Here is a 12,364-nt window from a genome sequence, read left to right as displayed (position 1 = left end):
GGGGCGGAGCCTAGTGCGCGAGGCTCTTCCCCCTCCGGGGGAAGACGATCGCGAAGCGATCCGCAGGGGGCAAGTGCTGGCCGCCGATCCCTTGAATCAAAAGGCCCCCGGATCACGCCGAGGGCCTTCCAGATCAGTGGTTGTGCCGAGGCAGCTTCGACGCCAGGTCCTGGTACTTCACGGCGAACTCCAGCACCCCGCCGGTCTCCAGCTGGCCCGTGTGGGCGCGGTAGATTTCCTGCCAGGGGGTCATGGTCGCCGGGACGGCCGGGATGCCTTCCTTCCTGCGCTCGGCGATCGTCGCCTCGTCCACCAGGGCGTCGCAGCGGCCGGTGTTCAGGTCGATGCGGATGGTGTCGCCGGTGCGCAGCCACGACAGGCCGCCGCCGATGGCGCTCTCGGGCGAGGCGTTCAGGATCGAGGGGCTGTCGGCGGTGCCCGACTGCCGGCCGTCGCCCAGGGTGGGCAGGCTCATGATGCCCTTCTTCAGCAGGTGGTCCGGCGGCTGCATGTTGACCACCTCGGCCGAGCCGGGCCAGCCGATCGGACCCGCGCCGCGGATCACCAGGATGCAGTGCTCGTCGATGGCCAGGGCCGGGTCGTTGATCCGGGCGTGGTAGTCGTCCGAACCGTCGAACACGATGGCCCGGGCCTCGAAGATGTCCTCCTGGCCGGGCTTGGACAGGTAGCGCGCCCGGAAGTCGGCGCCGATGACGCTGGACTTCATGATCGCGAAGTCGAAGAGGTTGCCCTTCAGCACCAGGAACCCGGCCTTCTCGGCCAGCGGCTCGGCGTAGGGGAAGATCACCTCGCGGTCCTTGGTCTCTCGACCCTCGAGGTTCTCGGCCATCGTCCTGCCGGTCACGGTCAGGACGTCGCCGTGCAGGCGGCCCTGCTGCAGCAGCTCCCACAGCACCGCCGGCGCGCCGCCGGCCCGGTGGAAGCGCTCGCCCAGATACTTGCCGGCCGGCTGCATGTTGACGATCAGCGGGATGTCGTAGGCCGCGCGCCAGTCGTCGGCGGTGATCTCCAGGCCGGCGTGGCGGGCCATGGCGGCGATGTGCGGCTGGGCGTTGGTCGAGCCGCCGGCCGCCGCGACCAGGGCGATGGCGTTCTCGAACGCCTTCTTGGTCAGGATGTCCTTGGGCTTGATGTCCTCATAGGCCAGGTCGACGATCCGCTGGCCGGTCTTGTAGGCCATCTGGCCGCGCTCGCGGTACGGGGCGGGGATGGCCGCGCAGCCGGTCAGCGACAGGCCCAGGGCCTCGGCGACGGCGTTCATGGTCGAGGCCGTGCCCATGGTGTTGCAGTGGCCGGCCGAGGGGGCGCTGTCCGACGCGCGCTGGATGAACTCCTCCTCGTTGATCTCTCCGGCGGCGAGCTTGCGCCGCGAGCGCCAGATCACCGTGCCCGAGCCGACCAGTTCGCCCTCGTGCCAGCCGTCCAGCATCGGACCGCCCGACAGGACGATGGCCGGGATGTTGACCGTGGTGGCGGCCATGATGCCGGCCGGGGTGGTCTTGTCGCAGCCGGTGGTCAGGACCACGGCGTCGATCGGATAGCCGTGCAGGGTCTCGACCAGGCCCAGATAGGACAGGTTCCGGTCCAAGGCCGCCGTCGGGCGACGGCAGTTCTCGAAGATCGGGTGGACCGGGAACTCCATCGGGATGCCGCCGGCGTCGCGGATGCCGTCGCGAATCCGGGTCACCAGGTCCAGATGGATGCGGTTGCACGGCGAGATGTCGCTGCCGGTCTGGGCGATGCCGATGATCGGCTTGCCGCTGCGCAGCTCCTCGGGCGTGATCCCGTAGTTCATGAACCGCTCCAGATAGAGGGCGGTCATGTCGATGTGGTCCGGATTGTCGAACCAGTCGCGCGAGCGGAAGCGGCGGGGTTGGCGGTTAGGGGAGGTCAAGACGCACCTCGTATTGGGGCTGGCCCGCGACGGCGACAGGCAGGGCGAACAGGCCGCCGCAAAGCGGATAGGCGGCCAGCTGCTCGTCGCTGAGTCCCTTGCGGGCGGTGGTGAAATACAGGGTCTTCAGGTCGGGCCCGCCGAAGCAGGGCTTGGTGACGTTGATGGCGTCCAGGGTGACGCGGTCGACGATCTCGCCCTCCGGCGAGATGCGCAGGGCGCCGTGGCCGCCCCACAGGGCCGTCCAGACATAGCCCTCGGCGTCGACCACCGAGCCGTCGGGCCAGGCGTTCTCGATGTCCAGGCGGAAGAATTCGCGCTTGTTCGACAGCGCGCCGTCGGCGTCCAGGTCATAGGCCCAGATCACCTTCTCCAGGGTGTCGGTGTGGTAGAAGGTCTTGCCGTCGGGCGAGGCGCAGGGGCCGTTGGTGATGCAGACGCCGTCGTCGACCTTGATCGGCCGGCCGGCCTCGTCCAGGCGGTAGAGCGCGCCCGTCGGGGTCTCCTCGCCGTCGTGCATGGTGCCGAACCACAGTCGGCCCGCGCCGTCGACGGTGGCGTCGTTGGGACGGTTGTTGAGGGCCGCGTCCTCGATCTCGCCCAGGAAGGCGAAGCCGCTGTCGGGGTGGAAGTGGTGCAGGCCGCTCTTGAGGCCCGCCACGAAACCGCCGCCCGCGCGGGGCGCCAGGAAGGTCACCTGGTCGGGGGCGTCGAAGCTCTTGGTCTCGCCGCTGGCCGGATGGAAGCGGTGGACCTTGTGGCCCTTGATGTCCACGAACCACACGGTCTGCTCCTCGGCGGACCAGATCGGCCCCTCGCCGAGGGTGGCCTTCAGGTCCCAGACGCAGGTGGGGGTGGGCATGCGCGACGTCCTCTCGAGTTCCTAGCGCGGTATACCCTCTCGGCCGCCTCGCGACAGCACCTCCAAAGGTCGGAGATCGGCGCGGCGCCTTTCGAGCGCGCGCCGGGCGGGCAGGGGGCTACGCGCCGATCAACGCCAGCCGGCGTCGATCCAGTATTCGTGGCCGGTGCACAGGGCCGCGTCGTCCGAGGCCAGGAACAGCACCAGCGAAGCGACGTTGTCGGGCACCAGGCGGCCCTTCAGGGCCTGGGCCTTGACGATCTCGGCCTCGCCTTCCGGCGTGTACCACTTCTCCTGGCGCTTGGTCTTGATGTTGCCCGGCACCACGCAGGTCACGCGGATGTCGTCGGGGCCCAGCTCGCGGGCCAGGGCCCGGGTCATGCCCTCGATGCCGGCCTTGGCGGTTTCGTAGAGGACCAGGTCCTCCAGGCCCAGGTGCCAGCTGATCGAACCGAAGTTGATCACCGCGCCGCCGCCGCGCGCCTTCATGCCGGGGGCCACGGCCTGGGTGCAGAACAGCATGTGGCGCAGGTTCACGTTCATGCGCTCGTCCCAGTAGGCGGGCGTCACCTCGGCCAGCTTGTGGCGGTCGTCGTTGCCGGCGTTGTTGACCAGCACGTCGATGGGACCGATCTGGGCGAAGGTCTTGGCCACCGCGTCCAGGTCCATCAGGTCGCAGCGGATGTAGACCGGCGCGATGTCCGAGCCCGACAGCTGCTGGGCCAGGACCTTGGAGTCCTCGTCGGCGACGTCGAGGAAGATCACCTCGGCGCCCTGGCGCGCGAAGCCGGCCACGATGCCGGCCCCAATGCCCGAGCCGCCGCCGGTGACGACGACGCGCTTGCCCCGAAGGCTGGGATAGATGGCGGAGGAGGTGCTCACTTGCGGACGCTTCACTTCGATGTTCACAGCAGGCCTCGGCCGGCCAGGTTGCGGATCAGGGCGGAGACGCCGAACGTCCAGGGGGCGGCGAGATCGCAGGTGGTCACCTCGTTCTCCAGCACGCCCAGCTTGGGGGTGGCGACGCGGACGCGGTCGCCGACCTTGTGGGTGAAGCCTTGGCCGGCGGCGTCGCGGTCCTGGATCGGGGCGAACATGGTGCCCAGGAACAGGGCGAAGCCGTCGGGATACTGATGCTGCTTGCCGTAGGCCTGGCCCGCCAGGACCGCCGGGTCGCGGCTGATCAGGCTCATGTTGCTGTGGCCGTCCAGCACGAAGTTGTCGCGGCCGGTGATCTTCAGCGTGACCTCGGCGTTGCGGACGTCGTCCAGGCCGAAGCCGTCGTCGAACAGGCGGAAGAACGGGCCGATCGAGCAGCTGGCGTTGTTGTCCTTGGCCTTGCTGAGCAGCAGGGCCGAGCGGCCTTCGAAGTCGCGCAGGTTGACGTCGTTGCCCAGCGAGGCGCCGCGGATGCGGCCCTGGCCGTCGCACAGCAGCACGACTTCCGGCTCGGGGTTGTTCCAGTGGCTGTCGCTGCGGACGCCCACGTGGTCGCCCCAGCCCATAGACGACAGGGTCGGGCCCTTGGTGAAGATCTCGGCGTCGGGGCCGATGGCCACTTCCAGGTACTGCGACCACAGGCCGTCGGCGATCAGGGTGGCCTTCAGGCGCGCGGCGCCTTCGGAACCCGGATTCACGCTGCGCAGGTCGCCGCCCATGCTGGCCGACAGCTGCTCGCGGATCTTCAGGGCGGCGGCGGCGTCGCCGCGGGCGCGCTCCTCGATCACCCGCTCCAGGGTCGAGACGGCGAAGGTGACGCCGGCGGCCTTCAGCACCTGCAGGTCGACCGGGGCCAGCAGCTTGGCGGCCGCGCCTTCCGGGTTCGCCCAGACCGGACGCACGTCCAGCGCTTCCAGCGGGCCCAGGTCCTCGCCGCGCGGGATCGCCGCGCCGGGCTCGAAGGCGTTCATCAGGTCGGAGGTGGTCGGGGCGATCTTGCTGACGTCCTCGATCCGCCCGCCGCGGATCAGGACGGGGGTCGGACCCTGGCCGAAGTCGATACGGCCCAGCAGGGTCGCGTCGCGCCAATCCTCGGGAAGGAACTCCACAATGCCCACCACGTCTTCTCCCTTGCCGAGCTGTGCGACCGGACCATGGTCACGCTCGTTCACGTCGGTTCATCTGTTAGCGCTAACATGCATGGTCGCGCAAGTCGGTGATTTGATATTACAATTGATGGACTTGGCGAGCGTAATCGGCGCGCCCAGGCGGGATCAGCCTTCGCTGGGAGCCGGGCCGGTCGAGTCGCGGACGATGACCGTGTGCGGGTGCATCAGCTGGCGGGGCTCGCCGGCCTTGCCGCGCTTGCGGCGAATCTCTTCCAGCACCAGGTCGACGGCGGCGCGGGCCATGTCGGCGATCGGCTGGCGCACGGTGGTCAGGGGCGGCCAGATGTTGGCGGCGATCGAGGTGTCGTCGAAGCCGACGATCGACAGGTCTTCCGGCACGTCCAGGCCCATGCGGTGGGCGACCCCCGCCGTGGCCGCGGCCATGTCGTCGTTGCCGGCGAAGATGGCGGTGGGGCGGTCGTCCTCGCCCAGCAGCCGCTCGGCGGCCTCCAGGCCCGAGCGGTAGGTGAAGTAGCCCTGCTCGACGCTGACGTTCGTGTCCGGCACGCCGCCCGCCTTCAGGGCCGCCAGGAAGCCGTCCAGGCGCTGCTGGCTGACCGTCTGGTTGGGATGGCCCTTGATGACGCCGAAGCGCTTGTGGCCCAGGGCCAGCAGGTGCTCGGCCAGCTCGTAGGCGGCCGCCTCGTTGTCGATGCGGATGGTGGCCATGTCGGCGCTGGGCATGCCCGGGGCCACGGCGACGGCGGCGGCGCCGGCCTTCCTGACCTCGGCCAGGACCGTGGCGCTCTCGCAGAGGGGGGCGGGCAGGATCAGGCCGTCGACGCCGGTCTTCAGCAGGCGGGTCAGGGTGGCGCCGGCCAGCTCGGGCTCGGCGCACTTCTCGATGACCACCTGGGCGCCGGTGCGGCTGCTCTCGTCCAGGGCCCCGACCAGGAATTCCGACAGGTAGCCGGTCGAGGGGTTGTCGTAGAGCAGGCCGATGCGGAACGGGGCCGAGCCGGCCAGGCTGCGGGCGGCGGGGTTGGGCGCGTAGTTCAGGTCGCGGATCGCCGCGTCCACCAGGGCCTTGGTCTCGGACTTGACCGTCGTCTCGCGGTTGATGACCCGCGACACCGTCATGGGCGAGACCCCGGCCAGGGCCGCCACGTCGCGGATGGTCGCGCTCTGGGTCGTGCGGCGGCGTTGACGCTCGTTGCGGTCGTTCATCGATGGTCCGTCCCTTGATCGCGGCGGACACTAGACCGTTTTGGCCGTGTCTTGGAAGACGAGGCGCAAGTCTTTGATGGAGCACAGGGTCTGACAGCGCGATCAGGGCGGCGTCGTTTCCTGCTTTCGTCCGGACTCGTCGCGAGAAACAGGGATGCAGACGAGGAACTTTGTCTGACCTAGATTGACGCCATGACCCCCAGCACGACCCCATCCTCGATCCTATTTGGGGCGATCATCCTGACCGGCGGGGCCTCGCGCCGCATGGGCGCCGACAAGGCGGCCCTGGACTGGGACGGCCGCCGGGCGGTCGACCGCGTGGCGGCGCTGGCCCGCGCGGCCGGCGCGGTCCGGGTGCTGACGGCGGGACGCGACCACGGCCTCGAGCACGTCGACGACCCGGCCCCCGGGGCGGGACCGGTCGGCGGGGTGCTGGCCGGGGCCCGGGCCCTGGCGGCCCACGGCCTGGCGCGGGCCCTGGTCCTGGCGGTGGACGCCCCGACCGCAACGGCGGACGACCTGGCGCCGCTGCTGGCGGCGGGGGCGCCGGGGGCGGTCTATGAGGGTTTGCCGGTGCCGATGGTGGTGACCTTGGCGGCCCTGCCGGCCGACGCCGAGCCCGGCTGGCCGTTGCGGCGGCTGGTCGAGCGGGCGGGGCTGGCGACGCTGGCTTGCGACGAGACGGTGAAGCTGCGGCTGCGCGGCGCGAACACGCCGGAGGAGCGGGCGGCGCTGTCGGGCGGCTGACGGAACAGGGGACACACACTCACCCCGCGATCCGTGATCATTCGGCAGGGACTTTGCCGTGAGTGTGTGTCCCCACCTTCAAGCGCGGCCGGGGACATGCCCTCGCGGCGTGTCCCCAAGTCTTGGCGCCGTGGATGCTGATGGGGACACGCCGCGAGGGCATGTCCCCGGCTTCAGTACACGTCCCGCCGATACAGCCCTTCGTCCGTCAGGCGCTCCACCGTGTCCGCGCCGAGCACGGCCACGAGCACGGCGTGCACGTCCCCCGACATGCCCTCCAGCGAGCCGCAGACATAGATCGCCGCGCCGTCGGCGATCCAGGCGCGCAGGGTGTCGGCGGCCTCCATCAGGCGGTGCTGGACATAGACCTTGCGGTCCTGGTCGCGGGAGAAGGCCAGGTCCAGGCGCGCCAGCACGCCGCCGGCCTGCCAGGCCTCGATCTCGCCGCGATGGAAGAAGTCGTGGGCCGAGGTGCGCTCGCCGAACACCAGCCAGTTGCGGTGACGCCCCGCGGCCGCCCGGGCCTTGAGGTGGGCGCGCAGGCCCGCCAGGCCCGTGCCGTTGCCGATCAGGATCAGCGGCCGGTCGTCGGCCGGGCCGTGGAACGACCGGTTGGTCCGCACCCGGGCGGCGATCTCGGCCCCTTCGGCGGCATGAGCGGTCAGCCAGCCCGAGCCCAGGCCCGGCTTGCCGTCGGCCCGTTTCATGGCCCGGACCAGCAGCTCGACCCCGCCGTCGGCCGGCAGCGAGGCGATCGAATATTCGCGGTGGGGCAGGGGGGGCAGGGCGTCGACCAGGCCCTGGGCCGTCGTGGCCGGCGCGCTGTCGTGCGGCAGGCGGCGCCAGGACAGGACGTCGCCCAGGCGCGTCGCCTCGTCGGCGGTCACCGGCGCGGCGGGGTCCAGCCCCAGCCGGGCCAGCAGGGCGGCGACCTCGGCCGGGTCGTTGCGCGGCCCGACCTCCAGGATGTCGCCGGCCTCCCAGGTGACGGCGTCCAGCGGCTCCAGGCGCAGGTGGAAGGCCGCGTCGGCGGGGCTGCCCGGGTTGAGGCGCCGGCGCTCGGCCAGCCGCCAGCGGCCGTAGCGGGGGCGGGTCCAGTCGGGGGCGTCGGTGACGCCGGCCAGCAGGCCGACATGCGATTGCCAGTGGCGCAGGGCGGCCGGGTCGCCGTCGTCGACCTCGACCCGGTCGAACAGCGGCGCGGCGCCGTGGCGGGCCAGCCAGGCGTCCAGGGTCCGGCCGAAGGCGCAGAAGTGGGCGTAGCTGCTGTCGCCCAGGGCCAGGACGCCGTAGCTCAGGCCGTGCAGGGCAGGCTGGCCGCCCATCACGTCGCGGATGAAGCGGCGGGCGGTGTCGGGGGCGTCGCCTTCGCCGGTGGTGCTGACCACGAACAGGGCGCGGCCCGCGCTGGACAGATCGGCGGTGGTGACCTCGGCCAGGCTCTTCAGCGTCACCCGCGCCCCGGCGTCGCCCAGCAGCTTGGCGGTGGCCATGGCCAGCTCCTCGGCGAAGCCGGTCTGGCTGGTGTGGACGACCAGGACCGGCGCGCCGCTCCCCGCCGACAGGGCCTGGGCCGCGCGGCGGGCGGCGCGCTGGCGCAGGGCCTCGCGCACGGCGATGGCCAGGCAGAACAGCATGTAGGCGCACAGCACCAGGCCGGCGTTGGTCAGGCGGTCGGAGGAGAGGGCTTCGAACGCGCTCATGCGTCGAGCATCGCCGTCAGGGCGGGCGACAGGCGCTCCTCCAGGCCCGCCGGCCCGTTCGCCAGGATCATGGCGGCCAGGCCGTGCGCCGTCGCGAAGGCCAGGGCGGCGTCGGGCCGCATCACGGTCAGGGCCGTGGCCCAGGCGTCGGCCCGCATGCAGGTCTTGTCCAGCACCGTGACGCTGACCGTGGCGTGGTCCACCGGCGCGGCGGTGGCCGGGTCCAGGGTGTGGGCGTAGCGGCGGCCGTCGTGCTCGAAGAACCGCCGGTAGTCGCCCGAGGTCGCCGCCGACAGGCCGTGCAGGGCGACCAGGGTGCGCAGGCCGTCATTGGCGGTCGTGGGGCGCTCCAGCTCGACCCACCAGGGCTGGCCGTCGGGCTTGGCGCCGGTCCCGCGCAGTTCGCCCCCGACCTCGACCAGGTACGAGCGCGCGCCGGCGCGGTCGAGGGCGGCGGCCACCCGGTCGACCGCGAAGCCCTTGGCGATCCCGTTGAGGTCCAGCCGCAGGCCGCCGGGCTGGAACAGGCTGTCGCCGTCCAGCGTCACGCGACGCCAGCCGGCGGGCGCGCGGGCCTTGGCGATGTCCTGGGCTTCCGGCGGAGCGCCGGAGAAGGGGCGGGGGCCGAAGCCCCACAGGTCGACCAGAGCGCCCAGGGTCGGGTCGAAGGCGCCGTCGGTCCGCTCGGCGATCTCGAGGGCGCAGCGCAGCACCTCGGCGAAGGCCGGGGGCAGGGCGGTCCAGGTCCCGGCGGCGGCGCGGTTGTAGCGCGACAGGTCCGACAGGGGCTCCCACGGGCTCATCTCCGCGACGACGCCGTCCAGTTCGCGCCGGGCCATGGCGGTCAGGGCGTCGGCCTGGGCCGTGGGCGGCGCGACCAGCTTGACCGACCAGGTCGTGCCCATCGTCTCGCCGCCGAGCGCCAGCACCGCGCCGCCGATCGGGCGGGCGGGCGGCTCGGTCAGCTGGGGGACGAGGACGCGGGTCATGGGGATGTTGCTCAACCTTTGTCATCCCGGAAGCCTCGCAGAGGCTGTCCGGGACCCAGGGGACCGGGCGGATGCGGTGCGGCCGCCCTGGGTCCCGGACAAGCGCTCCGCGCTTTCCGGGATGACAACGTGTGTTGGCCCTACGGCCGCTGGGCTTCGAGCGTGGCGGTGTAGCTGGCGCTCATGCCGTTGCCGGCCAGGGGCGTGGCGGGACCTTGCTGGCCGCCGCCGGGGCCGCCCATGCCGGGCATGCCGCCCATGCCGCCGCCCGGACCGCCGGGACCGCCCGGAGGGCCGCCCTCGGGACGTCGGCCGGTCTCGCCCGTGCGCACCACCGCGTTCATCCAGTACATGCCCGCTTCCGGGAAGGTGACCTTGAACGACCCGTCGGCGCCGGTCTTGACCTTGAAGTCGCCGGGCGTGGCGCGGTAGCGCGAATTGCCGGGGGCGAAGGTCACTTCCAGGTCGGCGGCCGGCTTGCCGTCCAGCAGAAACTTGAAGGTCGCCGCCTCGCCGGACACCACGTCGTTGGGGTGGGTCACCGGGACCAGTTCCAGCCCCTTGCCGGTCGGGGCGAACACCGTGGTGGTCGGCGCGTCGCGGGTGACGAAGGTCTCGTTGCGGTTCGAGCTCTTGATGGTCTTCAGGTCGGCGGCGCCGGCCGGGACCTGCTTGGCGAAGTCCTCGGGCGAGCCGCGGAAGCGCTTGACCTCGCCGTTCTCGGTCCAGCTGGCCATGACCGTGTTGGAGAACGAGCCGATCTTGTAGGTGCCCGGCTTGGACAGCGGCACGTCGAAGACCGAGCGGTACTTGCCGGTGAACGGGTTCTGGACCTTCTCGACCGAACCGTCGGGCGTGGTGACCGTGATGGCGTCCAGCCGCATGGCGTTGTGGTCGGCGTAGAACAGTTCGTTGGAGACGGCCGCGTCGACGCCCACCCAGGCGCTTTCGCCCGACAGCACGGTGGCCGAGGGCAGGATCCATCCGCGGTGGGCGTTGGCGGCGAGCGGCAGGGCCAGCAGGGCGACCCCGGCGGCGACGGCGAGAAGGCGCTTCTTGAAGGTCATGGCGTTGCTCTCTGTTGGCTTATTTGACGGCGACGGTGACGGCGCCGAGCTCGGTCGCGCCCTTGGCGGTGGCCGGCGCGCCCGGCTTGCCCCAGGTGAACGGGACGCGGACGGCTTCCTGGCCGCCCACCTCGCGGGCGGCCTCGACCACCAGGTTGTACTGGCCGGGCTTGAGGTCCTTCAGCGGGCCCTTGGCGCCGCTGAACACCAGCTTCTGCGGGCCGGGCGCACGGGTGGCGCCGCTGATCCCGTCGGCGGGGAAGCTCATGGTGCGGCCGGCCTTGCGCCACCACTGGCGCATGTCCTTCAGCCACTTGACGCCTTTGTCCTCCTTGGAGTCGGCGTCGTACCAGACGGCCAGGGTGCCTGCGGCGGTGGCGTCGGCCGGGTTCTCGATCCAGATCGAGACATAGGGCTTGTGGTACTCGGCCACCGTCAGGCGCGGCACCTCGACGGTGACGTTGAGGTCGGCGGCCAGGGCCGGCGTCGCGACGCCGGCGGCGCCGAGGGCCGAGAAGGTCAGCAGGGACAGGGATCGCTTCATGGCGGGACGCCTCACAGGTGGACGAAAAGGATGACGAGCAGCAGCGGGATCACCAGCCCGCCGGCCACCAGGGGCCAGGTCAGGGGGCGGGCCCGGGCGTGGAACTGCAGGAGGATCAGGCCGGTGACCGCGAACACCACGCAGGCCCCGGCGAAGACGTCGATGAACCAGCCCCAGGCCTTGCCGGCGTTGCGGCCCTTGTGCAGGTCGTTGAGCAGGCTGATCGCGCCGCGCGTGGTCTTCTCGTGCTCGACGGCGCCCGTGGCGCGGTCGATGCTGATCCAGGCGTCGCCGCCGGGACGGGCCAGGGCGACATAGACCTCTTCCTCCGACCACTCGCCCTCGCGGCGGGCGATGTCGGCCTCGACGGCCTTGTCGAGCCAGGTCTCGACCCGGATCGGCAGCGGGCGCTTGCCCTCGGTCGGGCCCTTGGCGATCTCGGCCAGCAGGTCGGCGGGCAGGGTCGCCTTGCGGTCGACCACCTTGGGCTTGGCCTCGATCTGGCCGGCGTGGTTCAGGGTGAAGCCGGTGACCGCGAACAGCAGCATGCCGATCAGGCTGATCGCGGCGCTGATCCAGTGCCACTGGTGCAGCTGCTTGAGCCAGAACGAGCGGCTTTGCTGGGCGGGTGCGGTCTTCACGAAATCCAGGGGCGGGAGGCGGGCGCGGGGCCTTGGTTGAGCTTCATGCCCATACTTGAGAACGACTTGCAAAAGCAAGCCTTCACGCGCAACCGCGATCACCCGGGGCGGCTTTCCGATCGGGTTAAGGATTCCGCGAGGCGCCGCATGCGACGATAGCGCACGGAGACGGGCGCCGTGGGGGCGGCTAAATCTTCTTAATCAGTTGTTAAGCACGTCGGGGGCGAGCGGTGCGCAAGATCCTAGTGGCCGAGGACGACATCCTCCTGGCCACCATCCACGAGATCACGCTCAGCGAGGCGGGTTTCGACGTACTGGTCTGCCGCGACGGCGAGCAGGCCCTGGAGGCGATGGACGCCTTCGATCCCGACCTGCTGATCACCGACTTCTCGATGCCCCGCATGAACGGCGGCGAGCTGATCAGGGCCACCCGCCGCCGCCGGGGCGCCCGCACGGCCGTCCTCCTGGCCTCGGCCCGCGACGAGCACCTGCTGAAGGACGACGAGCGCGGCGACGCGCGGCTGGAGAAGCCGATCTCGCCGGCGCGCCTGCTGGGGGCGGTGCGGGACCTGGAAGCGCGCTGGGGCAGGGCGGCCTAAGGGGCGCGAAACCGTCACCGAT

Annotated in this window: 12 protein-coding genes; 2 read left to right on the top strand and 10 right to left on the bottom strand. The window is 71.4% G+C overall.

Going from position 1 to position 12,364, the window contains the following annotated elements:
• Window positions 1-133: 133 nt before the first annotated feature.
• The 5 genes from xylD to BR39_RS0116125 form a co-directional block, all read right to left on the bottom strand.
• Window positions 134-1,915 (bottom strand): xylonate dehydratase XylD, encoded by a 1,782-nt coding sequence (gene xylD / locus BR39_RS0116145; RefSeq protein WP_029914005.1) that lies wholly within the window; start codon window positions 1,913-1,915, stop codon window positions 134-136.
• Window positions 1,902-2,777 (bottom strand): SMP-30/gluconolactonase/LRE family protein, encoded by an 876-nt coding sequence (locus BR39_RS0116140; RefSeq protein WP_029914003.1) that lies wholly within the window; start codon window positions 2,775-2,777, stop codon window positions 1,902-1,904. Before BR39_RS0116140 ends, xylD begins: the two co-directional genes overlap by 14 nt.
• Before the next feature lie 129 nt (window positions 2,778-2,906).
• Window positions 2,907-3,659 carry a D-xylose 1-dehydrogenase gene (xylB, locus tag BR39_RS0116135; protein WP_029914001.1) on the bottom strand — a complete coding sequence of 251 codons (753 nt, stop codon included), beginning with the start codon at window positions 3,657-3,659 and terminating at the stop codon, window positions 2,907-2,909.
• Between the two features lie 23 nt (window positions 3,660-3,682).
• Window positions 3,683-4,834, bottom strand: a complete 1,152-nt coding sequence (locus BR39_RS0116130) for a fumarylacetoacetate hydrolase family protein (protein ID WP_029914000.1) — start codon at window positions 4,832-4,834, stop codon at window positions 3,683-3,685.
• A 156-nt stretch (window positions 4,835-4,990) separates the two neighbouring features.
• Complete coding sequence (locus tag BR39_RS0116125) at window positions 4,991-6,052, bottom strand: LacI family DNA-binding transcriptional regulator (protein ID WP_029913998.1); 1,062 nt, start codon at window positions 6,050-6,052, stop codon at window positions 4,991-4,993.
• Between the two features lie 192 nt (window positions 6,053-6,244).
• On the opposite strand from BR39_RS0116125, the gene BR39_RS0116120 reads away from it, so the two are divergent.
• Window positions 6,245-6,799, top strand: a complete 555-nt coding sequence (locus BR39_RS0116120) for a molybdenum cofactor guanylyltransferase (RefSeq protein ID WP_051695788.1) — start codon at window positions 6,245-6,247, stop codon at window positions 6,797-6,799.
• A gap of 173 nt (window positions 6,800-6,972) precedes the next feature.
• On the opposite strand, the gene BR39_RS0116115 is transcribed toward BR39_RS0116120, so the two are convergent.
• The 5 genes from BR39_RS0116115 to BR39_RS0116095 all read right to left on the bottom strand — a co-directional run bounded on the left by BR39_RS0116115 (window position 6,973) and on the right by BR39_RS0116095 (window position 11,743).
• The gene (locus tag BR39_RS0116115; protein WP_029913995.1) at window positions 6,973-8,502 is read right to left on the bottom strand and encodes a sulfite reductase flavoprotein subunit alpha; all 1,530 of its coding nucleotides are present in this window, start codon (window positions 8,500-8,502) and stop codon (window positions 6,973-6,975) included.
• Window positions 8,499-9,491: an FAD:protein FMN transferase gene (locus BR39_RS0116110; RefSeq protein ID WP_029913992.1), complete on the bottom strand. Its 993-nt coding sequence runs from the start codon at window positions 9,489-9,491 to the stop codon at window positions 8,499-8,501. Before BR39_RS0116110 ends, BR39_RS0116115 begins: the two co-directional genes overlap by 4 nt.
• Before the next feature lie 140 nt (window positions 9,492-9,631).
• Window positions 9,632-10,558 carry a DUF4198 domain-containing protein gene (locus BR39_RS0116105; protein ID WP_029913990.1) on the bottom strand — a complete coding sequence of 309 codons (927 nt, stop codon included), beginning with the start codon at window positions 10,556-10,558 and terminating at the stop codon, window positions 9,632-9,634.
• A 19-nt stretch (window positions 10,559-10,577) separates the two neighbouring features.
• The gene (locus BR39_RS0116100) at window positions 10,578-11,102 is read right to left on the bottom strand and encodes a DUF2271 domain-containing protein (RefSeq protein ID WP_029913988.1); all 525 of its coding nucleotides are present in this window, start codon (window positions 11,100-11,102) and stop codon (window positions 10,578-10,580) included.
• A gap of 11 nt (window positions 11,103-11,113) precedes the next feature.
• Window positions 11,114-11,743 (bottom strand): PepSY-associated TM helix domain-containing protein, encoded by a 630-nt coding sequence (locus BR39_RS0116095; RefSeq protein WP_029913986.1) that lies wholly within the window; start codon window positions 11,741-11,743, stop codon window positions 11,114-11,116.
• A 230-nt stretch (window positions 11,744-11,973) separates the two neighbouring features.
• On the opposite strand from BR39_RS0116095, the gene BR39_RS0116090 reads away from it, so the two are divergent.
• Entirely contained in the window at window positions 11,974-12,342 is a 369-nt protein-coding gene (locus BR39_RS0116090; protein WP_029913984.1) for a response regulator, read from the top strand.
• The last annotated feature ends 22 nt before the right edge of the window (window positions 12,343-12,364 follow it).

Source organism: Caulobacter sp. UNC358MFTsu5.1 (assembly GCF_000712075.1).
Lineage (GTDB): Bacteria > Pseudomonadota > Alphaproteobacteria > Caulobacterales > Caulobacteraceae > Caulobacter.
Note: the sequence above shows the minus strand (reverse complement) of the source record. Positions and strands in the feature narration are given on the sequence as shown.

Excerpts from the sequence above, each read along its gene's own strand:
- BR39_RS0116100 (WP_029913988.1), bottom strand. The coding sequence starts at position 11,102 with ATGAAGCGATCCCTGTCCCTGCTGACCTTCTCGGCCCTCGGCGCCGCC.
- BR39_RS0116125 (WP_029913998.1), bottom strand. The coding sequence starts at position 6,052 with ATGAACGACCGCAACGAGCGTCAACGCCGCCGCACGACCCAGAGCGCG.
- BR39_RS0116140 (WP_029914003.1), bottom strand. The coding sequence starts at position 2,777 with ATGCCCACCCCCACCTGCGTCTGGGACCTGAAGGCCACCCTCGGCGAG.
- BR39_RS0116115 (WP_029913995.1), bottom strand. The coding sequence starts at position 8,502 with ATGAGCGCGTTCGAAGCCCTCTCCTCCGACCGCCTGACCAACGCCGGC.
- BR39_RS0116110 (WP_029913992.1), bottom strand. The coding sequence starts at position 9,491 with ATGACCCGCGTCCTCGTCCCCCAGCTGACCGAGCCGCCCGCCCGCCCG.
- BR39_RS0116105 (WP_029913990.1), bottom strand. The coding sequence starts at position 10,558 with ATGACCTTCAAGAAGCGCCTTCTCGCCGTCGCCGCCGGGGTCGCCCTG.
- BR39_RS0116120 (WP_051695788.1), top strand. The coding sequence starts at position 6,245 with ATGACCCCCAGCACGACCCCATCCTCGATCCTATTTGGGGCGATCATC.